Origin of the sequence: Saliterribacillus persicus (genome assembly GCF_003337485.1) — a bacterium.
GTDB lineage: Bacteria > Bacillota > Bacilli > Bacillales > Amphibacillaceae > Saliterribacillus > Saliterribacillus persicus.
In genome coordinates, this window is record NZ_QPJJ01000001.1 from 1 (window position 1) to 20,514 (window position 20,514).

20 protein-coding genes are annotated in these 20,514 nt (G+C 33.9%); 5 read left to right on the forward strand and 15 right to left on the reverse strand.

The genetic code is table 11. The features are described from left to right. Positions 1-110 precede the first annotated feature (110 nt). From DFR57_RS00005 to DFR57_RS00035, 7 genes are all read right to left on the reverse strand, one after another. The gene (locus DFR57_RS00005) at positions 111-485 is read right to left on the reverse strand and encodes a hypothetical protein (protein WP_114351086.1); all 375 of its coding nucleotides are present in this window, start codon (positions 483-485) and stop codon (positions 111-113) included. A gap of 123 nt (positions 486-608) precedes the next feature. After that, positions 609-1,979 carry a dipeptidase gene (locus tag DFR57_RS00010; RefSeq protein ID WP_114351478.1) on the reverse strand — a complete coding sequence of 457 codons (1,371 nt, stop codon included), beginning with the start codon at positions 1,977-1,979 and terminating at the stop codon, positions 609-611. A gap of 107 nt (positions 1,980-2,086) precedes the next feature. Beyond that, positions 2,087-3,220, reverse strand: a complete 1,134-nt coding sequence (locus DFR57_RS00015) for a bifunctional cystathionine gamma-lyase/homocysteine desulfhydrase (RefSeq protein WP_114351087.1) — start codon at positions 3,218-3,220, stop codon at positions 2,087-2,089. A 27-nt stretch (positions 3,221-3,247) separates the two neighbouring features. Continuing rightward, a complete protein-coding gene (locus DFR57_RS00020) occupies positions 3,248-4,162 on the reverse strand; it encodes a PLP-dependent cysteine synthase family protein (protein WP_114351088.1) in 915 nt (304 codons plus the stop codon). A 10-nt stretch (positions 4,163-4,172) separates the two neighbouring features. Next, on the reverse strand, positions 4,173-4,640 hold the full coding sequence (locus DFR57_RS00025; RefSeq protein ID WP_114351089.1) for an S-ribosylhomocysteine lyase: 468 nt from the start codon (positions 4,638-4,640) through the stop codon (positions 4,173-4,175). A 7-nt stretch (positions 4,641-4,647) separates the two neighbouring features. Then, positions 4,648-5,292, reverse strand: a complete 645-nt coding sequence (locus DFR57_RS00030) for a class I SAM-dependent methyltransferase (protein WP_114351090.1) — start codon at positions 5,290-5,292, stop codon at positions 4,648-4,650. A gap of 148 nt (positions 5,293-5,440) precedes the next feature. Next, positions 5,441-6,124, reverse strand: a complete 684-nt coding sequence (locus tag DFR57_RS00035) for a YhcN/YlaJ family sporulation lipoprotein (RefSeq protein WP_114351091.1) — start codon at positions 6,122-6,124, stop codon at positions 5,441-5,443. Between the two features lie 190 nt (positions 6,125-6,314). On the opposite strand from DFR57_RS00035, the gene DFR57_RS00040 reads away from it, so the two are divergent. Further along, the gene (locus tag DFR57_RS00040) at positions 6,315-6,542 is read left to right on the forward strand and encodes a YhdB family protein (protein WP_114351092.1); all 228 of its coding nucleotides are present in this window, start codon (positions 6,315-6,317) and stop codon (positions 6,540-6,542) included. A 34-nt stretch (positions 6,543-6,576) separates the two neighbouring features. Here DFR57_RS00040 and DFR57_RS00045 read toward each other — a convergent pair whose 3' ends face one another. Next, positions 6,577-8,118 carry a bifunctional GNAT family N-acetyltransferase/carbon-nitrogen hydrolase family protein gene (locus DFR57_RS00045; protein WP_114351093.1) on the reverse strand — a complete coding sequence of 514 codons (1,542 nt, stop codon included), beginning with the start codon at positions 8,116-8,118 and terminating at the stop codon, positions 6,577-6,579. Positions 8,119-8,446: 328 nt separating this feature from the next. Here DFR57_RS00045 and DFR57_RS18630 point away from each other — a divergent pair, with 328 nt between their 5' ends. The 3 genes from DFR57_RS18630 to DFR57_RS00070 all read left to right on the forward strand — a co-directional run bounded on the left by DFR57_RS18630 (position 8,447) and on the right by DFR57_RS00070 (position 11,145). Continuing rightward, positions 8,447-8,749: a site-specific integrase gene (locus DFR57_RS18630; RefSeq protein WP_425450926.1), complete on the forward strand. Its 303-nt coding sequence runs from the start codon at positions 8,447-8,449 to the stop codon at positions 8,747-8,749. Positions 8,750-9,474: 725 nt separating this feature from the next. Continuing rightward, on the forward strand, positions 9,475-10,437 hold the full coding sequence (locus tag DFR57_RS00065) for a helix-turn-helix transcriptional regulator (protein ID WP_114351095.1): 963 nt from the start codon (positions 9,475-9,477) through the stop codon (positions 10,435-10,437). Positions 10,438-10,512: 75 nt separating this feature from the next. After that, positions 10,513-11,145, forward strand: a complete 633-nt coding sequence (locus tag DFR57_RS00070; RefSeq protein ID WP_114351096.1) for a type 1 glutamine amidotransferase family protein — start codon at positions 10,513-10,515, stop codon at positions 11,143-11,145. 354 nt (positions 11,146-11,499) lie between these two features. Here DFR57_RS00070 and DFR57_RS00075 read toward each other — a convergent pair whose 3' ends face one another. From DFR57_RS00075 to DFR57_RS00085, 3 genes are all read right to left on the reverse strand, one after another. Further along, positions 11,500-12,681 (reverse strand): anti-sigma-I factor RsgI family protein, encoded by a 1,182-nt coding sequence (locus DFR57_RS00075; protein WP_114351097.1) that lies wholly within the window; start codon positions 12,679-12,681, stop codon positions 11,500-11,502. Beyond that, positions 12,678-13,415, reverse strand: a complete 738-nt coding sequence (sigI, locus tag DFR57_RS00080) for an RNA polymerase sigma factor SigI (RefSeq protein WP_342768812.1) — start codon at positions 13,413-13,415, stop codon at positions 12,678-12,680. Before sigI ends, DFR57_RS00075 begins: the two co-directional genes overlap by 4 nt. A gap of 332 nt (positions 13,416-13,747) precedes the next feature. Next, on the reverse strand, positions 13,748-14,566 hold the full coding sequence (locus tag DFR57_RS00085; RefSeq protein WP_114351099.1) for a S1C family serine protease: 819 nt from the start codon (positions 14,564-14,566) through the stop codon (positions 13,748-13,750). Positions 14,567-14,715: 149 nt separating this feature from the next. Here DFR57_RS00085 and DFR57_RS00090 point away from each other — a divergent pair, with 149 nt between their 5' ends. Continuing rightward, the gene (locus DFR57_RS00090) at positions 14,716-15,264 is read left to right on the forward strand and encodes a beta-class carbonic anhydrase (protein WP_114351479.1); all 549 of its coding nucleotides are present in this window, start codon (positions 14,716-14,718) and stop codon (positions 15,262-15,264) included. A gap of 96 nt (positions 15,265-15,360) precedes the next feature. Here DFR57_RS00090 and DFR57_RS00095 read toward each other — a convergent pair whose 3' ends face one another. The 4 genes from DFR57_RS00095 to DFR57_RS00110 form a co-directional block, all read right to left on the reverse strand. Further along, positions 15,361-16,191: an aldo/keto reductase gene (locus tag DFR57_RS00095; protein WP_114351100.1), complete on the reverse strand. Its 831-nt coding sequence runs from the start codon at positions 16,189-16,191 to the stop codon at positions 15,361-15,363. Between the two features lie 678 nt (positions 16,192-16,869). Next, complete coding sequence (locus DFR57_RS00100) at positions 16,870-17,898, reverse strand: LacI family DNA-binding transcriptional regulator (RefSeq protein ID WP_114351101.1); 1,029 nt, start codon at positions 17,896-17,898, stop codon at positions 16,870-16,872. Positions 17,899-18,318: 420 nt separating this feature from the next. Further along, positions 18,319-19,158, reverse strand: coding sequence for a sugar ABC transporter permease (locus DFR57_RS00105; RefSeq protein WP_114351102.1), 840 nt, complete (start codon positions 19,156-19,158; stop codon positions 18,319-18,321). Beyond that, positions 19,158-20,459 (reverse strand): carbohydrate ABC transporter permease, encoded by a 1,302-nt coding sequence (locus tag DFR57_RS00110; RefSeq protein WP_114351103.1) that lies wholly within the window; start codon positions 20,457-20,459, stop codon positions 19,158-19,160. The genes DFR57_RS00105 and DFR57_RS00110 overlap by 1 nt, the downstream gene beginning before the upstream one ends. Between the last annotated feature and the right edge of the window lie 55 nt (positions 20,460-20,514).

Below are 20,514 nucleotides of genomic sequence, written 5' to 3' on the forward strand. Positions count from 1 at the left end.
CTGAAAACCATTCGTCAAAAAAAGGTTCCGATTATCAAATAACGATAATTGGAACCTTTTTTTATTATTTTAGGCTAGTTATGTCCCAGCCCCTTTAAGTTTTACTTATGTTATGCAACTTTTTTCTGTTTATCTTTACAATTGCATGTGGTTATTGTATAACCCACGACTTCAAATCCTTTGTGTTTCAGGAACCTAATACCAATATTTTTTTCCATGTGATCTGAGGCAATAACATGAATCCGACAACATTCTAATTCATTATGATGCCTTTTCAAATAAGCGACAGGTAACACTTTAGCATCTACAACAGGATCTTTTGAAGCTATATTATAATCTCTAATATCGAGTTTTAGAATATCATTCTTACAGGTTTTTGATTTTGTATCAATACAAGGTACACCTTTAATAGGAGCGTATCTTGCATAAAATGTATAAGCAATGAGACTAAGCAATCCAACAGTGACAGTGACTAAAATTGCCATAGCTGCCTCCTTCATAAATAGTTAAACTTTTATTCTTTAACTATAATATACCCCTAAAGGTATACTTGTCAAGGTGAAAGTTTCTCACTTATCATGAAGGAATAATAAATTTTGTTCAAGTATTTAGCTCATTTTCACATTCGATATAAAATGAACGATTGTTTCCATACCTTTTTCATAATTATTTAAAGGGAAGCTCTCATTTGGTGAATGTAAACGATCTTCTGGCGTACCAAAGCCTAATAACACAATTGGCATATTATAAATCGAGTCTATCCATTCAACCACAGGAATTGATCCACCCATGCGAACAAATACGACATCTTTATCAAAACTTTCCTGATAGCTTTTTGCAGCAATTTGCATTAATGGATGATCCGGGTTAACTTTATATGCTTTTGCTGATAGGGCTTCCCTTTTTATTTCTAAATTAACACCTGCTGGAACATGCTCCTCTAAATGACGCACCAGTAAATCTTGTATTGTTTGTGGATCTTGTCCTGGTACTAGGCGGCATGTTAATTTTGCTGTAGCAAATGAAGGAATAATCGTTTTCGTCCCTTCTCCTTGATAGCCACTGTACAATCCATTAATTTCTAATGTAGGACGTGCCATAGTATGTTCCTGTGCGGTATATCCTTTTTCAGATATAACTTCAGGAGCTCCCGTTGATAATTTAAAATCTTCACTAGGAGCTTCTTTTATTAATTTGCGCTCTTCTTCGTCTAATGCTTCTACATCATCATAAAAGCCATCTATCGTTACTACTTCTTCTTCATTTTTCAAAGAAGATAAAAGGTGTGACATTGCCATTGCTGGGTTTTTGATGGCACCTCCATAAATTCCTGAGTGTAAATCATTATCAGGACCAGTTAGTGTAAATTCAAGGCCGGTAAATCCTTTTAATCCATAAAGAATTGTTGGCTGTCCTGTTTTTACCATTCCTGAATCTGAAATAACTGCAAAATCTGCATTAAATTGCTCTTTTCTTTTTTGTAGCAAGTTATATAGATGCTCACTACCAATTTCCTCTTCTCCTTCAATACAAACCTTCACATTGATCGGCAATTCTCCGTGAGTTTGTAAAAATGCTTCTAAAACTGCCAAATGCATAAATACTTGTCCTTTATCATCACTAGCACCTCTAGCATATATGCGCCCTTCTCTGATATCCGCTTCAAACGGTTTACTTTTCCATTGTTCTAGTGGTTCAGCTGGCTGCACATCATAATGTCCATAAAATAACATCGTCGGTGCATCTTCTCCTGCTCCAAGCCATTCAGCAAATACAAGTGGATGTCCTTCTGTCTCTATTACTTCCGTTTTCTTGAAACCACTTTTCTTTAAATAATTTAAAACAAAAGAAGCTGCATCTTTCACATCTTCTTGATGACCTGGGTCAGTACTAACACTTGGGATACTCAAAAATTCCTTTAAGCTCTCTAAATTTCTATCATAATTCTTCTTTAAATATTCCACTACTTCATTCGACATCATCGTTCTTCCCTTCTTGTTTTGTTTATCTTCTTATTCTATCACTTTTTCAAACATAGAAAAAAGCAACACTCCTAATGTCTATAGAGTGTTGCTTTTTATATCGTTTATACCAAAGCGTTTGTAAGATCTTCGATTAAGTCATCTGCATCTTCAATTCCAACCGAGATACGAATTAATCCATCTAGAATACCTAATTCTTCTCTTCTATCTTTTGGTATCGAAGCATGTGTCATTTTGGCAGGGATAGAAATTAAGCTTTCCACTGCTCCAAGACTCTCGGCTAAGGTAAAGTATTGACATTTTTTTAATACCTCTTCTGCCTTTTGACCGTCTTTGACCACAAATGAAATCATTCCTCCAAAACCATCTGCTTGCTCTTGTGATAAAGTATGCTGGGGATGGCTAGAAAGGCCAGGGTAATATACTTTTTCTACTAAAGAATGGTTTTCTAAGAAATCAGCAAGTTTTCGACTATTCTTTTCGATCGCTTCCATTCTTAATCCTAGGGTTTTGATTCCTCTTAGTAAGAGCCAAGAATCCTGCGGTCCAAGTATGGCACCAACTGAATTTTGAATGAAATGAATATCATCCCCCAGTTTATCATCCTTCACTACCGCAATACCGCTGACAACATCACTGTGTCCACCGATATACTTTGTGGCGCTATGAAGAACGATATCTGCACCTAAATCAAGTGGCGTTTGAAAATATGGGGTTGCAAAGGTATTATCAACTACTAAAAGCAAATCATGCTTCTTTGCGATTTCCGACATTTTCTTGATATCAGTCACTTTTAATAAAGGGTTAGTCGGTGTTTCAATATAGAGCATCTTTGTTTCTGGTTTAATTGCAGCTTCTACTTGTTCTGGACTGCTGGAATCAACAAATGTATGGCCTAGCTCAAATCGGTTTAGTACCTTCGTTGTTAAACGATAGGAGCCCCCATAAACGTCATCTGTTAGAATAATATGATCGCCACTTTTTAGTAACATCATCACAGAAGTAATCGCCGCCATGCCTGAAGCAAATGCAAAACCTCTATTTCCATTCTCAAGCTCTGCCATTACTGACTCTAACGCATGTCTTGTTGGATTACCAGTTCTTGAATACTCATAACCTGTATGCTGCCCAGCTGCAGGTTGTTTATAGGTACTCACTTGGTAAATAGGGACAGATACTGCACCGGTTTCTTTATCACCTGTAATACCACCGTGAACCATTTTAGTCTTCTTATGCATACTTTTCCTCCTATACATCTACATTACTTAGGAATAAATATTTTTACTCAAATACCGATCACTTCCGTCAGGGAATATGGTAACAATTGTTGTACCCTCTTCAGCAATTTCAGCCTCTTTTAAAGCACCACAAAGGGCAGAGCCAGAAGAACTACCTACCAATAATCCTTCTTTTCTTGCAAGCTGTCCCACCATATAAAAAGCATCCTGATCGGAAATTGTTTGGATCGAATCAAAATAACTCTTATCCATATAAGAAGGCAGAAATTCCATTCCAATTCCCTCGGTACGGTGTGGTCCTGCTTCTCCACCGGCAATGATAGATCCTTCTGGTTCCACAATTACTGTTTTTATTTGCTTATTTTTCTCTTTAAAATACCTCGCGCACCCCATAAAGGTACCACCTGTACCAGCACCCGCTACAAAGGTCGAGAGCTTCCCATCTAATTCATTCCAAATTTCTGGTGCTACAGTTTTCATGTATGCATTCGGATTAGCTATATTTGAAAATTGTCTGGGTGAAAAGCTATTTGGGATCACTTTCAATAATTCCTCTGCCTTTTCAATCGCACCCTTCATGCCCGCTTCTCTAGGAGTAGAAACAATTTCTGCTCCTAAAGCTTTCATTAACTGTTGTTTTTCACTACTAAAATGATCAGGCACACAAAATATAACATTAAACCCTTTATTAATTGCTGCGATAGCTATACCTATACCTGTATTACCAGCTGTAGGCTCAATAATTGTTCCGCCTGGCAACAATTCTCTTGTTGCAATTGCTTCTTCAATAAAGGCTTTTCCTAAACGATCTTTTATACTTCCACCGGGATTAAAATATTCTAATTTAGCCAAAATTCGCACGTTATTTGGTATTTTTATATGACTTATTTCAAAGAGTGGTGTGTGACCAATTAAATCTTGCACATTACTAATTACTGACATAAGCGATTCCTCACTCAGCAAATACGATGTGCCACTCGTCTTTTCCTTCTAACATTTTTGATGCAATTTCTTTTGCACCCTCTAAGCTATGGTTGGCTGCCCAGCCACATTGTACCTCATTACATGCAGGAACTTCTTGTGCAGCTAATACATCCTTTAACGTATTTTCAAGTGCTTCCACTACCTCATCATAGCTATCATTATTAATTACCGCTAAATAAAATCCGGTTTGACATCCCATTGGACCTATATCTAAAACATTATCCATATGATTACGAATATTTTCTGCCATTAAATGCTCAATTGAATGTAGTCCTGCCATTTCCATATGGTCCTTATTCGGCTGGCAAAAACGGATATCGTATTTATATACTTTGTCATTATTTGCTCCTGTTGTTACCCCTACTAAGCGCACGTACGGTGCTTTTACTTTTGTATGGTCAAGATTAAAGCTTTCCACGTTCATTTTTTTTACCATGTTTTACTCACTCCTTTGGTTTAATTGCTTCCATTATCCATACAAATTGATTCCTTTGTTTACTTTCAAAAGAAAAACCTGCTTCTTCAAAATATCGCTTTAAATCTTCCAAGAAAGGATAGTACTCTGTCTGAAGATCTTTTAATAAATCCAAATGACCATTTTTCTTTGCTGAAGCATGAATTTCTTTTTTTGTTTGTTCATTTTCATATGCTGTATCGGCAAAAACAACCTTACCCCCAGCCGGTAAAACTTTATAAAAATTCGCAATAGCTGTTTGTTTTTCTTGTTCATTTAAGTGATGAAAAGCATACGTACTTGTTATTGTATTAATTTCTTTATGAAGTGGAGGATAAGAAAGAAAATCACCTTCTAACACAGTAAGTGTTGGATACTTTTCTTTTGCAAGTTTTCGCATTGGATCTGATGGTTCAATGCCAATCACCTCATGCTTGAGTTCGATTAGCTTCCTAGACAGGTTTCCTGTGCCTACACCAAACTCTAAGACAGTACCTACTGACTTTATTGCCACTTCATCTAATATTGTATCATAATCCTTAAAAACTTCGCGATACTGCGGATCTTCTCCAGTTACAGCTTGATCATAAGAAGTTGCCCAGCTTTCAAATACCTCTAAAAATTCTCTACCCAAAAGCACTCCACTCCCACAGATATATTTTAATTCATACTATTAAGGTATGTTTTATCGGGTTTATATGTGAAATATAGCATAATCACAGAGTTGTTGCAAGCTTCATATATGTATAAGTGAGGGAAAACCCTCACTTATTTTTACCTTATTACCTTTCCATATCTGGGAAAACTCGTTCGATCATATTGCCCATTCTTCTAAATAAACCTTCTACCGGATTACCTTCATCAACATCATTGACATATCTATCAGTTAAATTAAAGAAATCTGGATTAGTGGAGATATAGACCTGATCTATATCTGGGTTTACAGATTTTACGACATCCTTGATCTTATCTTTAACATCTTCACTTAATTCTTCTTCTTTATTATTATTCGTGTTATTTTTATCCTTGTCCCAACCTGCTGCAACGTAAGCATTATTATCTGTCGTTAGCACATAAGCACGACCAACTTCAGGAATTTTTTCAGTAATAGCATCAGCAGCTTTATCTGCTACTTCATAATTGTTTTCATCCTGGTTTACATTGCCAGTATTTCTAGTATTTTCATTGGTGTTTCTGTTGTTTGTATTTCGTGTGTTCTCTGTTTTGCCATCAAATAAAAAGGAGTTATCTCGATCGCCCCCGTCATTTTGATATCGATTTTGCATTTCGTTCTGTTTAGCGCGATTATTTTCCTCGCTTATCGGATAGTCTGAAGTTTGATTAAATCTTGTTTGTTCAATTCCGTCATTATTGTTACGGTTTGCATCGTCATTCACATTACCGCAAGCAGATAAGGTTAAGACTGCTGCTGTGGAAATAGCAAGACTTGTTCGTTTAAGGTCCATTTTTTTACCTCCTTTCTTTTAGACATCTTTAGTATGCTTTTTTAAAAAATGATTTATCCGATTATCGCCTTGATAAATGTTGGTAATTAGACCAAGCATTCAAGCGTTTTATTTACTCCAGTTCGTAGAAGCTAAGAACGATACTTTTTCCTACTAATTAAATGAGGAACCTGTAGAAAAGAGGGGAAATATGCTTTCAGCTGATTATGATAAAGCACTTTTTTTTACGATATGGGGACAGTGGGACGATCTTTTGGTTCTAATGGTGCGCACGAACGATGATTTTCTTTCTAAAAAGATTGAAACCTTGCTTCATGCTTATTACTTTAAACATGACGATTCCATTGTAGGAGAAGCTCATGAGAACCTTATGCATTATATTGACCATGCCCACAGTTATCCTGTCAGTAAAATATAAAAAAGAGATGCACTGCACTGTGCATCTCCATAAATCATTCAATATTATTATAACTAATTTCAAAAAGATCTTTACGACGGTCAGTCAGCTGCCTTACAGTACCAGATTTCCGTTGTCTTCTCAGAATTTCCAAATCCACATCACCCACAACCACTGTTTCAATATTTGGATTACATTCTCCAATGATTCCATCACGAGCAAATTCAAAATCTGATGGGGTAAAGATTCCAGATTGTGCATACTGAATATCCATATTTTCTACTTGAGTTAAATTACCAACTGTTCCAGCAATAACTGTATATACTTGATTTTCTACTGCTCTCGCCTGTGCACAATAGCGCACTCTTAGATAGCCTTGTCGATCATCTGTACAAAATGGAACAAAAATAATATTTGCTCCTTGATCTACGGCATAACGAGCTAATTCTGGAAATTGAATATCATAACAAATCTGAATGGCTATTTTTCCACAATCAGTGTCAAATACTTTTACTTTGTCACCTGGCTGAATGCCCCACCATTTACGTTCATTTGGTGTCACATGAATTTTATATTGCTTTTCAATTGTTCCATCTCTTCTAAATAAATAAGCGATGTTATACACATGATCTCCTTCCTCTACAAAGTGAGATCCTCCAATAATATTTACATTATATTTAACAGCCAAATCTGTAAATAGTTCAATATAGTCTTCGGTATATTCCGCTAATTTGCGAATCGATTTTGATGGAATCTTTTCATCAAGAAAACTCATGAGCTGCGTCGTAAATATTTCTGGAAATACCGCAAAGTCAGATCCAAAATCATATGCAACATCAACATAATATTCTACTTGTTTTGCAAATTCTTCAAAGGATTGGATTTTTTTCATCATGTATTGAATCACAGTAATCCTAACTGGAAAAGCCGTTTTAAAATGACGCTTTGTTTTAGGTCGATAATCAATATTGTTCCATTCCATTAATGTGGCGTATCGTGCTGATTGTTTATCATCAGGAAGATAACCCGGGTTAATCCGCATTACCGTGAATCCATTCATGATTTGAAAGGTCAATACAGGATCATAAATCGTTTTATTGCTAACCTCTTTTACATATTCCCTTGGTGTCATCTCATCCTGATATTTATGGTAATTAGGTATCCTTCCACCAATAATGATACTTTTAAGGTTATATTCTCTAGCAAGTTCCTTTCTTGCTTCATACAAACGTTTCCCAATTTTCATTCCTTGGAAATCCGGATGCACCATTACTTCAATTCCATACAAATTATAGCCTTCCGGATTATGATTCGTTATGTACCCTTCATCCGTAATGTCATCCCATGTATGTTTGTCATCATATTCATCAAAATTAATAAGGAGGCTGGCACAACTCCCTATTATATCTCCATCATACTCGACACAAAATTGACCTTCTGAAAACATCTTCAAATGGCTTCTTAAGTGCGCTTCTTTCCATGGTTGCATATTCGGAAAGCATACTTTTTGTAATTTTAAAATTTGAGGGAAGTCCTCTTCCTTTATATTTCTGACAATCATCTTTTTTTCGAAATTCGATAAATCTAGTTTATCCATTATATAAATTCCTTTCTCTAATTAAGTCATTGCTGAAGCTTATTTTTAATCATTACTTTAGGCTAGTATAATGGAAATCGTTTATTCAGAAAAGCAAACGCATTTTTAAATACCTACTCATATCCTAACTCACAATAAACATAGTATCCAAAACTAGAGTACTTTAAGTACTCAAAGTTAAGGGTTTTTTAAATTCAACACTTTAACTAATGAATGTATATAGGTATTATTTATAGTAGTTAAAGATGGTGGAGAAATAAAAGTTCAAAAAGTAGTTGTTGAGGAAAAATCATATCCATTACACATACTACTAGACAAAAATTTTGAATTGGTAGAACCGATTAAGAGATATATAAAATACTTGGATAATTCAGGGAAAGCGCCAAATACGATTAAAACATATCGTTATCATCTCAAGCTGTTTTATGAATTTATGAGCCAGAGAGGAATTGGATTAGAAGAATTGAAATTCAAGGAAATGTCAAACTTTGTGGGATGGTTAAGTAATCCAACGGAGGAGGTAAAGGTAATAGATTTAAAACCAAAGAAGGCTAAATTGGTGACCAATAACGGTAGCATTCTGGATTTAACCGAAGAAAATACTGAAGCTGACAATACAGATCTTCAATGATTTAAAAAGAATATCAATGCACAAGCACTTCCTAATGGCTATAATTGCGGGACCCTGTCCTCATGCAAATGCTTGTTTAGATTGTACGAACTTCTGTACAAGTAAGCAATTTCTAAATGAACATAAAGAGCACTTACACCGCACTAAAGAAATATTAAATAGGACTAAGCAGAACCAATGACAGCGTCAGATTGAAACTAACGAACGTGTTAAAAATAGAATAGAGTAAATTATTCATTCGTTAAAGGAGACGAATGCAGATGACTAGCAAGAGTAACACAACTGCTATAATTCAACTATCCTAAGAAAAGTCAGAGAAGACAAGAATTAGGGTTGAAAAGACAATTTCAGAGATGGCATTGAAAAAAGAGAAGGTAAATTTTAATTCCGTTGCACAAAAAGCAAAGGTTTCAAAGTCATGACTTTACAAACAAAAGGATATTAGAACTATATTGTAGACATTAAGAGGGATCCAAATAAGTGAGTTAAGTCCTCGTAAAAATAGTATAAGTGTCCGTTCAAAGTAAGCATTAATAAAGACCTTTAAAAACCGTATAAAGGCGCTAGAAGAAGAGAACAAACAATTAAAAGGTCAAGTTCAAAAATTACATGGCAAGTTGTTTTAGCTTTTTCGGTTTTCTTACTTTTAAATAGAAATTCAATGAATAGCTAATGTTTTTAGTATTACTTTAAAATAAATTTATTTCCATATAGAGGTGGATTCTATGGCTAAAATTGACAATGTACTTGCTATTCTGTGGATGCTTAGTTCAGGTGAGAAAATTACTGCAAAACAAATTTCAGAAAAGTTAGAGATGAATATAAGGACTGTGTATCGTTATATTGATACACTTTCAATAAGTGGTGTACCTATAATTTCAGACGCAGGACATAACGGTGGATACACTTTATTGAACAATTTTATTGAAGCTCCTCTTTTTTTTGATTTTGAGGAACAAACCTCGCTATTTCACGCTGCTGTTTTTGCAGAAGAAGCGGGTTATTATGGAGGTGAAGCACTAAATAGAGCTATTTCAAAGCTAAGAAAATATTCGAATCAAGAGCAGGAAACAAATATAAATCAACATGTAACTAGTCTCGAAGTAATAAGTCGATTAAGTTCCCTCGCTATGGAACCTTTTTTGAAGAAGTTGGATCAGGCCGTAGCTGAGGGATACTCTGTAAAAGTTCTATACCATAAAAGTGCTGAAGGGCAATCAAAGTATAGATTGCTGGATCCGTACAGAATTATTTATTGGAATAATAAATGGTATGTGATTGGCTTTTGTCATCTTAGGAATGCTATCCGTAGTTTTAGAGTAGATCGAATGGAAAGTCTAATGTTAACCGAAAATAAGTTTAACCGACCAGAAAATTTTTCAGCGCGTGACTTTTTTATGAAAAATCTTGTTCCAACTATAGATGATAAGGAAGGGATTATTTCTTTGGTTATTAATGGAGATAAAAGTTCATTGAGTGATCTTTGCCAACATTGGTTTTTAGGAAATTATTTACAAGAGTGGACTTCAAATCAAGCAGTATTTCTTCTTGAGAAAGATATGATACATACATATGTACCTTATTTACTTTTACCGTACGGTAAATCTATTCGAGTTATTGAGCCAATCAGTCTTAAGAAAAGAATGATCGAAGTTTTGTCGGAATTAATAAAATTTCATCAAATTTGAATACTTCCCTGACGCTAGGTGTCAGGGAAGTTATGTTATCTTTGGCTATATTAAATGTGATTGGAGTGTTATTAGATGCAAACAAAAAAAGTTTTTCTTTATGTATTTAATACAATGTCGGACTGGGAATATGGATATTTAATTGCGGAACTAAACTCAGGGAGATATTTCAAAAAAGATTTAGCACCTTTAAAAGTAATTGGAGTAGGAGCTAATAAAGAAATTATTACTACAATGGGAGGACTGAGCATAAAACCAGATATTTCTCTTGATGAATGTACCCTTGAGCGTACGGATCTTATAATTTTACCTGGAGGGAATACTTGGGGAGAAGATATTCATCAACCTATTTTGAAAAAAATTGGTGAGGCTTTAAAGCTGGGCACTATTGTTGCTGCAATTTGTGGTGCGATTGAGGGACTAGCGAATGTTGGATACCTAGATTCTAGAAAGCATACAAGCAATGACTTAGAGTATATTAAAATGGTCTGTCCTAATTATAAAGGGGGAAAATTTTATGAGATGGGACCTGTAGTATCTGGTGAGAATTTAGTTACTGCATCAGGAGTAGCTCCTCTGGAATTTGCGATGGAAGTAATGAAAAAATTAGATGTATTTGCACCAGATACATTACATTCATGGTATAACCTAAATAAAAGTCATAAACCCGAATATTTTTTCCAGTTAATGGACTCAATAAGTAGATGAGCTAAAAAAATCAACTTAGTAGTTTGATATTAATTTAAATAATTACCATGCTTTAGACGATGGCTAAAGCATGGTTTTTGTATATAACTTAAAATAAAGACCTTAAATAGCAGTATAAATGCACCTTGATCTTTCATTTTTTTACCTGTTTTTCATAAAATAAGTAATTTAGTTATGCCGTCTTTGAAGACACGTACTCAAAGCAAAGAGGTTGCTGTCATAATGTTTTTTTCACTTTACTCTTTATATGATATATATTCTCAGCATGAGGAGATTTGACTTTCCCACCTCTGTGAAGGTGAACATTTCCTAATTAAAAAATCACATCCTTTACAATAAGATGTGATTTTATGATTATCTCTCATAATATTTATAATTGCTTTTACCATTATCATGTATAAATTTATTATTTCTATTATCGCTATTGTTTTTTAGTTGCTTTGAATTCGAAATATTAGATCGGTCAGAACTTTTTTCTTTTACCTTTCCATTGTTAGCTTTACTATTTTCCTTTTTTTCCTTCTGTTTGTCTTTATGACTTTGTATCCAAGCTTTTTTCTCTTCTTTTTTGTCGCTTATTTGTTGTTTTTTATCTTCTACTTTCTCTTTCACAGCTTCTTTCTTACCATCCGTTTTTTCTTTTTTACGTTCTTTATCTTTGTTTTTTTCTTGGTTTTGTTCTTGGTTATTTTCTTGCTTTTTCTTTTCTTTCTTTTTATCCTTTTGTTCATTAGCAGGCTTTACATTAGGTTGATTTGTTTCTTCAGAATCCAGTTCTTGTTCACCACTATTTTTTTGTGAGTCATTCTCTTCTTCTGAATCATTATAATAAAAATTTTGAATAATTTCTCTTTCCTCATCATTTAAAGATGTATTTTCAGAATTAGTGTTTTTTACTTTATTTTCATGGATTTCTGAAGCTAATATTTCATTCATCGATTTCTTTTGCTCCATAGCAGTCTCTCGAATGGAGCTTGACACCTCAAATATTGCAAGTTCATAAGATTTCTCAGAAAAATAGGCATCTAACTCTTCTAACATTTCACTTCCATTGTCTAAATAACTAACACCCATTAATATTGCTCGGTTATTATTTAAATCGTATTGATCAGATGCTCTTTCTACTAATAGATCCATCCCATTTGTAATCGTTTGATCCATCAGTTCTAAATTTTGGATCAAAATCTTTCCGTCTTCATTAAGAGGATCTACTTCAATAATCCTCATTTCTTTATCCACCATCAATTCCACACTAGGATTAATATCTAAACTAACCACAGCATATGCTTCTTCCTCATTCGTCCACAAATATAAAGGTGTAATAAACAAGGCGAAAATGATTGCCATTGTCGCTACTTTCCATCTATAATTTTGCAAAGAGAAAAAAGACAAAAAAGCTTCTTCTTGTTTTTTTTCAAAAACTACTTCCATTCCAATATCTTCGTTTGATATCGGTTTTGCTTTGTGGAATTGACCTTGGTGGTCCATTACAACGATATACCGCTTCTTTTGTTCCACAATAACTCCTTTGTTCACAGATCTACCTCCTTTAGGTAATCCTTTAGATACACGTAGTCACCAGATAAAATAAGAAAAATTGCTAACGTATATTTTCGATTGCGTTCTAGAGTTTTCTTACTTACCTCCACATGATTTAATAGAGCTTTAATTGGTATTTTTTTCTTCTTAAACACATATTCTCGCAACTTAGCATCATTGTACAAAACTTTCGCCACCCGAATAGCTGATTCTCTGGCATCCTGATGCTTTGGCGATATTACCGTTAACTCTGAAAAAGATAAGTGATATTCTTTCAGTTTTTTTGAAAATTCTTGAATTTCTTGCTTTCTATTCCAAGAATCTTCTTCAGCTTTAAACTGTGTTTTTGAAGCCTGGATTTCCATGGGATTTTCCAATTGCTCATCATGTTCTTGCATATCTAAAGAAGTTGTTACAAGCTGTCTTTTTTCTTTGCGGATAAAATCAATCACTTTTCGTTTAATTACTAAACGAGCAAATGATAAAAACGTAGCTCCTTTATTCGGAGAATAATCATGCATTGCCTCATTAAAAGCCATCAATCCTATGCTAAATTCATCATCTGTGGTTCGATATATATAACGTTTACACACTTCTGATACACATTTAGCAATAAAGGGTTGATAATTTTTTAATAATTGATTCTCTAAGTCCTTATCGCCTTGCTGGATTGCTTCTATCTGTTCTTCTAAAGTTATCGACTCGTCTGCTAACTGGCTATTTAACATCATCTATCACCACCAGCACTATATTTTTCGTACGTATATATAGTTTTTCGACTCTATTACATTTATTTTTAATTAAATTTATATTCATTTTCATTCTACTTCACCATCTATCATTGTCATTTTTAACGCTTAATACCTATGGTAAAGGAAGTCCTATCTATCATCTACCATTATTGTTTTACACTTTTTTAAGTTTCGTTATCAAAGTTTGGGTAAAAATAATCATTTTTTCATACTTTTGTAACAAAGTTGTTACATATTGCTAAATACCCTTACACATCAATTTGAAACCTTTGGATTAGACGTTAAAAAGCTTGCGGGCTAATCCGCAAGCTTCACTCATTATTCATTTGATAATAATAATCTATTGGAACTGCGAGCCCCACTTTGCCGTGTGTATTATTATTTTGAGTGGCGAAAATGACTGCTATTACTTCTCCGGCTTTATTTATAACTGGGCTCCCACTATTCCCGCGATATACCGGTGCATTCAGCATAAGAACAGGCATTTCCCACGAGTCTAATTCTTGATAACCAATAATTTTTCCTTCATTTGCAATTCCGTTAAACTGTAGCGGATTACCTATAAAATTTATTGCTTCATTGTTTTCAAATGTCGTTTCTTTGGCTAACGTCAAAAAGGGTAAATTATCACCTTCTACTTTTAAAACTGCTAAATCTATATTAGGATAGGTTTCTTCTACAGTTGCTTGAAATAAGCCATCTTCCGGATAACCTACTGAAAGTTGGGTTTGATCTTCTATTACGTGATAATTTGTTAGGATTCTTCCATCTACTGAAATAGAAAATCCAGTTCCTTTGTTATCATCGCCCTCTATCACAACAACGCTTTCTCTATATTCTTGAATAACAGGATCATTGTAGAGCTTTGTTGAGGTTATTAAAAAATCAATTGCAGGAATAGAAAATGTTCTAGGAATAACTGCAATTACTTGTATTACCATGGCAAAGGCAACTAACCAAAAAATCCACTTTGGAAATGGGCGTTTTGTTTTTGGCTCTTTCTCTTGTTCTTCTTTTTCCAATACTTTTCTTTTTTCTTCTTCCAAGATTTCTAATAGCTCATCCTGGTCTATCTCTTCGTATAAATCTTCATCTATAATATCAGGCTTATCCTGGTTTGATTTGAACATAAAGCACCTCATTAACAAGAAAATTAATTATCTTATTATTATAGCATGTGAAATGGGAATTTCAGAATGATCGTTATTTATACGATTTGAAAAGAATATTCTTTTACATTATATTTAATATTGAAAGAAAAAATATAAATGGAGTGAATATTATGTTATTAGATGAAATATTATCCTTTAACGAAAAATTTGTAGAAGAAAAAAACTATCAAGCCTTTGAGACTGATAAATTTCCAAATAAACGTGCGGTTGTTTTTACTTGTATGGATACTAGGTTAGTCGAGCTTTTACCAAATGCCCTTAATTTAAAGAATGGCGATGTGAAAATGGTTAAGAATGCTGGAGCTATCTTAACTGATCCCTATGATAGTATTATGAAAAGTATCCTTGTTGCAGTGCATGCTTTGCAAGCAGATGAAGTATTTGTAATTGCTCATCACGGTTGTGGAATGAATAAATTTGATACAGAAGGTTTCTTAGAAGCAGTTAAAGATCATGGTATCGACGAAAATACAGTTAATAACATGGATCATGATCCAAAAGAATGGTTGGTTGGCTTTAATGATGTAACTAAATCAGTTGAACAGTCCGTTCGAGTTATAGAAAATCACCCATTATTACCAGAAAGCATCCCTGTACATGGACTTGTAATTGATCCAAGTACTGGAAAACTAGATCTAGTTACAAAAGGGTATTAATTATTAGTGACACAAAAATTCTCGAATACAAAACCCTGTACCTCAATACTTCGTTAAGTATTGAGGTACAGGGTTTACCTTTACTTACTTTTCCTATTAATTATCATAATCAAACTCATCAGGATGAGGCCCGATTCGCTTTTCTTTGTTTATGGTTGCCATTTTTTCTAAATCTTCGTTAGACAGTTCAAAATCAAAAATATTTACATTCTCTTCTTGTCTATTTTTATGAACAGATTTAGGAATGGTAATAATCTCAGTTTGATATTGCCAGCGTATAATAATTTGAGCAGGTGTTTTACTGTGTTTTGCAGCTAATTCCTGTAAAACAGGATTATCAAAATATCGTGCTTTACCCAGTGGGGCCCATGCTTCTACTAAAATATCATTTTCAGTACAATATTTCCTCGTTTCATCCTGTTGTAATTCCGGATGTAGCTCAATTTGATTAATCATCGGTTTAATTTTAGCATGCTTCATCAATTCAATTAAATGGTGTGGCATGAAATTACTTACCCCAATAGCCTTTGCTCTTCCCTCTTCATAAATATCCTCTAATGCTCTGTAAGTTTCCACAAATTTTCCTGGTACTGGCCAGTGTACTAAATATAGATCTACATAATCCATATGTAGACGTTTAAGACTTCTATCAAAAGCTTTTTTCGTATCCTCATAACCTTGCTCATCATTCCAAACCTTTGTCGTAACAAATATTTCTTCACGCGGAATGCCACTGTCTTTTATTGCTTGTCCTACGTCTTCTTCATTTGCATACAAGGAAGCAGTATCAATATGGCGATACCCAATTTCTAATGATGATTTCACCGCTTGATATACTTCTTCGCCAGGCTCAGCTTTATAAACACCTAAGCCAATTGCGGGAATCTTTGTACCATTGTGCATATTTCTAGTCGTAGTTAAACTCATAAAAATTGCCTCCTTTTAATTTTTCACCGCTTCGATTTAATTTTAACGAATAAGCAAAGAGAATAAAAATATTTGAATTGACAAAAAAGAAAAGCAATTTAACCATTTTCCAATATCAAGCTAAGTCACGGATTATTCACTGTAAATTAAAAATAGAGTTGTTTAATTTTTATGCGTCTTGGAACAAAATCGTTCATTTACCATTCGGAGTAACTTCAGACTTTTTCCTTCCCACAGTAGCAATTATCTAGAGCTTACTTAATTTTTTCTAATATATATTGTTGAAAAATCAGGATAACAATAGCGGAAATTGTGACTTCGGAATGAGCACGCATGCAGTGATCCACTTGGTAAAGTGTGTTTCTTTACCAAGTGACCTGAAGTAGTACTCGCGAAAAGCAATTGTGTGTAACAAGAATACATCTAAAAAATGTATAGAAGCTAATTTAGCAAAATCTATAAATGAAGCAAATAACAAAAAATGTGGGAATCATTCTAAGGAAGGGTTGCAAGGAAAGTAAAATGATTTCTTAGCAAGATAAAGTATTTTCATAACTCCTTTGTAACTTATATCGAATTTCTAAATTGTAAAGCTAGTCTAATATTAATTGATGAAGATAGCGTATTACTATTAAGCATTTTATAAACTTATAATCAATAAGGTCGTAAGTGTTATTTTTATTCTTCTTTTAAAAATTCTGACGATTGTCTGTATTTAATCTCATATGGAACGATAATTCGTTTAGCAGGTTCTTCCTTATCCTTCGCTTTTTCAATTAAACAACGAGTAGCGTGCATGCCTAACATATAAATTTGGATGTCTACGGTGGTGAGCGGAGGGTTAATAAATGCTGATAAATATAAATTGTTAAAACTTGTAATCGAAACATCATCCGGGCACTTTAAGCCTATTTCTTCCAACGTATTAATAACACCCAAACTCATCAAGTCATCGGCGATAACTAGGCCAGTTGGTGGTGCTTCTAAGGCAAAAAGCTGTTCTACAGCATCTCTACCACCAGAAGTTAAAAATTCGGCATGAACAACATAATCTAGTGGAGCCGGAAGATTAGCAGCTTCTATTGCAGTTTTATATCCTTGCAGACGGTCTGTGGTCACCGTAAGTTTAGGGGATCCGCCGATAAAAGCAATGCGCTCATGCCCAAGCTCTATTAAATGGTTGGTAAGTTCCTTGCTCGCCTTTACATTATCATTATCTACATAAGTGATTTCACTTTCTCGTTCCTTGGGCTTTCCAACAATCACAAATGGGAATTTAACATCGATGAGAAATTGCTGAACTGGATCAGCTACTCTTGAATAAAGTAAAATGATACCATCCACACGGTTACCATGCACCATTCCTTGAACTTCTTCATAGACCTCTTGCTCGTTACCTCCCGTTGATATATAAAGAGAATATTTCATTTCATGAGCACATGCACCAATCCCTCTTAATATTTCAGGAAAAAATGGATTTTGCAAGGCATTGTCTGCTGAAGAAGGCATAATAACGCCAATTGCTTGAGAGGACCGAGCAACTAAGTTACGCGCATTGACATTGGGATGATAACCTAAATCTTTCATTGCCTTACGTACACGGATTTTTGTGTTCATACTAATTCGAGGATTATCAGCAATTACTCTTGATACTGTTGAAGGTGCCACTCCTGCAACTTTTGCTACATCTTTAATTGTTACTGCCATATCCCTCACCCTTTATATTTAATATTCAACTTGTAATTTCAACCTTTTATTCGTGATAGATATCGAGTACTTTATTGGAAATATTCACGTTATAGTTTTTTACAAAATCGAGAAAGGAATGATTACCTTTCTCGATTAATAAATCTAACCTTTATCATTACTGCTATACCTCCACCAATAAGATAAGGTTATAATATCTAGCATAAAACGCACAATTGATATTGAGCTTATAACAAATCACTTTTTAAATAGTTGAAAATTGTCTATTAATAGAAATGCAGCTTCCTAAGACAGGTTATAATTACATGTCAGTGAATGTCTTATTAAAATTTTCAATTCTTAAAACGACTATATAAAACTGAAATGCTGCATTCTTATTTATACTGGATTTTTATTATTTAGAGCCGATTTTATGAAGATTTAGCCTTTAGTACCACCAGCAGTTAAGCCTGAAATTAAATACCGTTGCAAAAAGAGATAAACAGTTGCAACAGGTATAGCAATTAATATTGACCCAGCTGCGAATCTAGTAAAGTTATTAGCAAATTGGTCATTAATAAAATTAAAGAGTCCAACAGCTAAAGTGTAGTTATCCTGACTCGTTAGTACAATGGATGGTAAAAGAAAATCAAATAGAGGCATCATAAAATTAAATAAGGCAACTACTGCCAATATCGGTTTAGCTAGAGGAAGCATTATACTCCAAAATACTCGCAAATGACCTGCGCCATCAATTTTTGCTGCCTCATCTAGCTCACGAGGAATTGTGTCAAAATAACCTTTAACTAACCACGCATTAAATGGAATTTGTCCTCCCAGATATACAAATATTAAACCTGTTAAAGTATCAAGCATTCCAATCATATTTAAAAATATATATAACGCTACCATCGCCATCATAACTGGAAACATTTGTAACAACAAGAAGATGTATAACGCATTCTTTTTACCTACAAATTTATAACGGGAGAATGCATACGCAACTAAGGATGTGATAATAACACTTCCTATTGCTACAGAAAATGATACAATTAAAGAGTTTTTATACCATAAAATATAATCACTACTGTTACTAAATAGCCATTTGTAGTGTTCTAAAGAAAAATCTTCCGGAATAATAGAAGATGAATATAAGCTTGTACCTTGATTGAAGGACATTCCTACTGTCCAAATCAATGGATAAAATATAATGATTGAAGTTATTACAATAACAAAATACATCAATGTTATTTCAATTCTAGATTTTTGTTTTTGATTCATTATAATTCACCTTCTTCTTTAAACGATTTAGTTTGTCTAAATTGATAAAAAGCGAAACCAGAAATAATTAGTCCCATTATTAATGAAATAACTGCAGCCATCGCATAATTATTTGTTTCAAAAGTCAGTTTATAAACCCAAGAGATTAAAATATCGGTCCCACCTGCGTTTTGATTTCTAACCGGAGGCCCACCTTCATTAAAAAGGTAAATAATATTAAAGTTATTAAAATTTTGCGCATATTGCATAATTAATAACGGAGCAGTTGCAAATAAAATATGTGGAAAAGTTATAAAGCGGAATTTTTGTAAACGGGACCCTCCATCGACATCTGCCGCTTCATACCAATCTTTTGAAATACTTTGTAAGACACCCGTGAATAAAGCAAATATAAATGGAAATCCCAACCAGGTTTGAATTACAATTATAGCTGCTCTAGCATACAAAGGATCGCTTAACCATGGTATACCACTACCACCAAAAAGAGGAATTATAATGTCGCGGTTAATTGCTCCAAAATCATCATTAAACATAGCCGAGAATATTAATATTGTTACAAAAGCCGGAACTGCCCAAGGTAAAATAAATATGGTACGAATAAGTTTTTTGAAACGAATTCTCGGATCATTTACAATTAATGCCAAAAACAAACCTACAGCTATTTGAAAGGTGGTTGCAGTTACTGTCCATACAATTGTCCAGGCTAGAACGCTTATAAAAGTATCTTGCCAGATTGGAACTGTAATTAATTCAGTGAAGTTTTCGAAACCAACCCAATCCACGAGGTTTCTTGGCGGTGAATTATATAAACTATAATTTGTAAAAGCTAATAAGACTGAAAAAATCAAAGGAAATATCACGACAAAAATCATTAGCAATAATCCAGGTACAGTCATCAAGTAGGGAAATGCATAATTATAAAAGTTACTAATTGATTCTTTAATGCCATGAGGTTTCCAACCATTTTTAATTTTTATTGCTTGACTTCTCGCATCTATAATATTGAACGCATATAACGCAGCAAGGATAACAGCCAAAATTAGCGCCAATACACCGAATACTAATAGCTGAATAGAATGGTCTTCCCCTGGAATTGTTCCAAGTGTTCTTAGACCCCACAGCCCAAAATTTATAGAATCCAAAAGAGTAATTAAAACGGCTAACTCGATGACAATAAAAATAGATCCTTTTAAAAAGCGCTGATTATAAATTTGCCCTAATCCTGCTAAAATAATAGATAAAAAGGTAGCGAGATTTGGATTATGTTTTTTAAAGTTATTATTTTTTGATTTATGACTCATCAGATTACCCCCATAGAAGTTTGATGAAATAATGATAGGGAAGAAATATAATTTC

Coding starts and splice junctions, on each gene's coding strand:
- DFR57_RS00045 (WP_114351093.1), bottom strand. CDS start 8,118: ATGGATAAACTAGATTTATCGAATTTCGAAAAAAAGATGATTGTCAGA.
- DFR57_RS00070 (WP_114351096.1), top strand. CDS start 10,513: ATGCAAACAAAAAAAGTTTTTCTTTATGTATTTAATACAATGTCGGAC.
- DFR57_RS00005 (WP_114351086.1), bottom strand. CDS start 485: ATGGCAATTTTAGTCACTGTCACTGTTGGATTGCTTAGTCTCATTGCT.
- DFR57_RS00105 (WP_114351102.1), bottom strand. CDS start 19,158: ATGAATCAAAAACAAAAATCTAGAATTGAAATAACATTGATGTATTTT.
- DFR57_RS00020 (WP_114351088.1), bottom strand. CDS start 4,162: ATGTCAGTAATTAGTAATGTGCAAGATTTAATTGGTCACACACCACTC.
- DFR57_RS00085 (WP_114351099.1), bottom strand. CDS start 14,566: ATGTTCAAATCAAACCAGGATAAGCCTGATATTATAGATGAAGATTTA.
- DFR57_RS00095 (WP_114351100.1), bottom strand. CDS start 16,191: ATGAGTTTAACTACGACTAGAAATATGCACAATGGTACAAAGATTCCC.
- DFR57_RS00100 (WP_114351101.1), bottom strand. CDS start 17,898: ATGGCAGTAACAATTAAAGATGTAGCAAAAGTTGCAGGAGTGGCACCT.
- DFR57_RS00040 (WP_114351092.1), top strand. CDS start 6,315: ATGCTTTCAGCTGATTATGATAAAGCACTTTTTTTTACGATATGGGGA.
- DFR57_RS00015 (WP_114351087.1), bottom strand. CDS start 3,220: ATGCATAAGAAGACTAAAATGGTTCACGGTGGTATTACAGGTGATAAA.
- DFR57_RS00035 (WP_114351091.1), bottom strand. CDS start 6,124: ATGGACCTTAAACGAACAAGTCTTGCTATTTCCACAGCAGCAGTCTTA.
- DFR57_RS00025 (WP_114351089.1), bottom strand. CDS start 4,640: ATGGTAAAAAAAATGAACGTGGAAAGCTTTAATCTTGACCATACAAAA.
- DFR57_RS00010 (WP_114351478.1), bottom strand. CDS start 1,979: ATGTCGAATGAAGTAGTGGAATATTTAAAGAAGAATTATGATAGAAAT.
- DFR57_RS00110 (WP_114351103.1), bottom strand. CDS start 20,459: ATGAGTCATAAATCAAAAAATAATAACTTTAAAAAACATAATCCAAAT.
- DFR57_RS00065 (WP_114351095.1), top strand. CDS start 9,475: ATGGCTAAAATTGACAATGTACTTGCTATTCTGTGGATGCTTAGTTCA.
- sigI (WP_342768812.1), bottom strand. CDS start 13,415: ATGATGTTAAATAGCCAGTTAGCAGACGAGTCGATAACTTTAGAAGAA.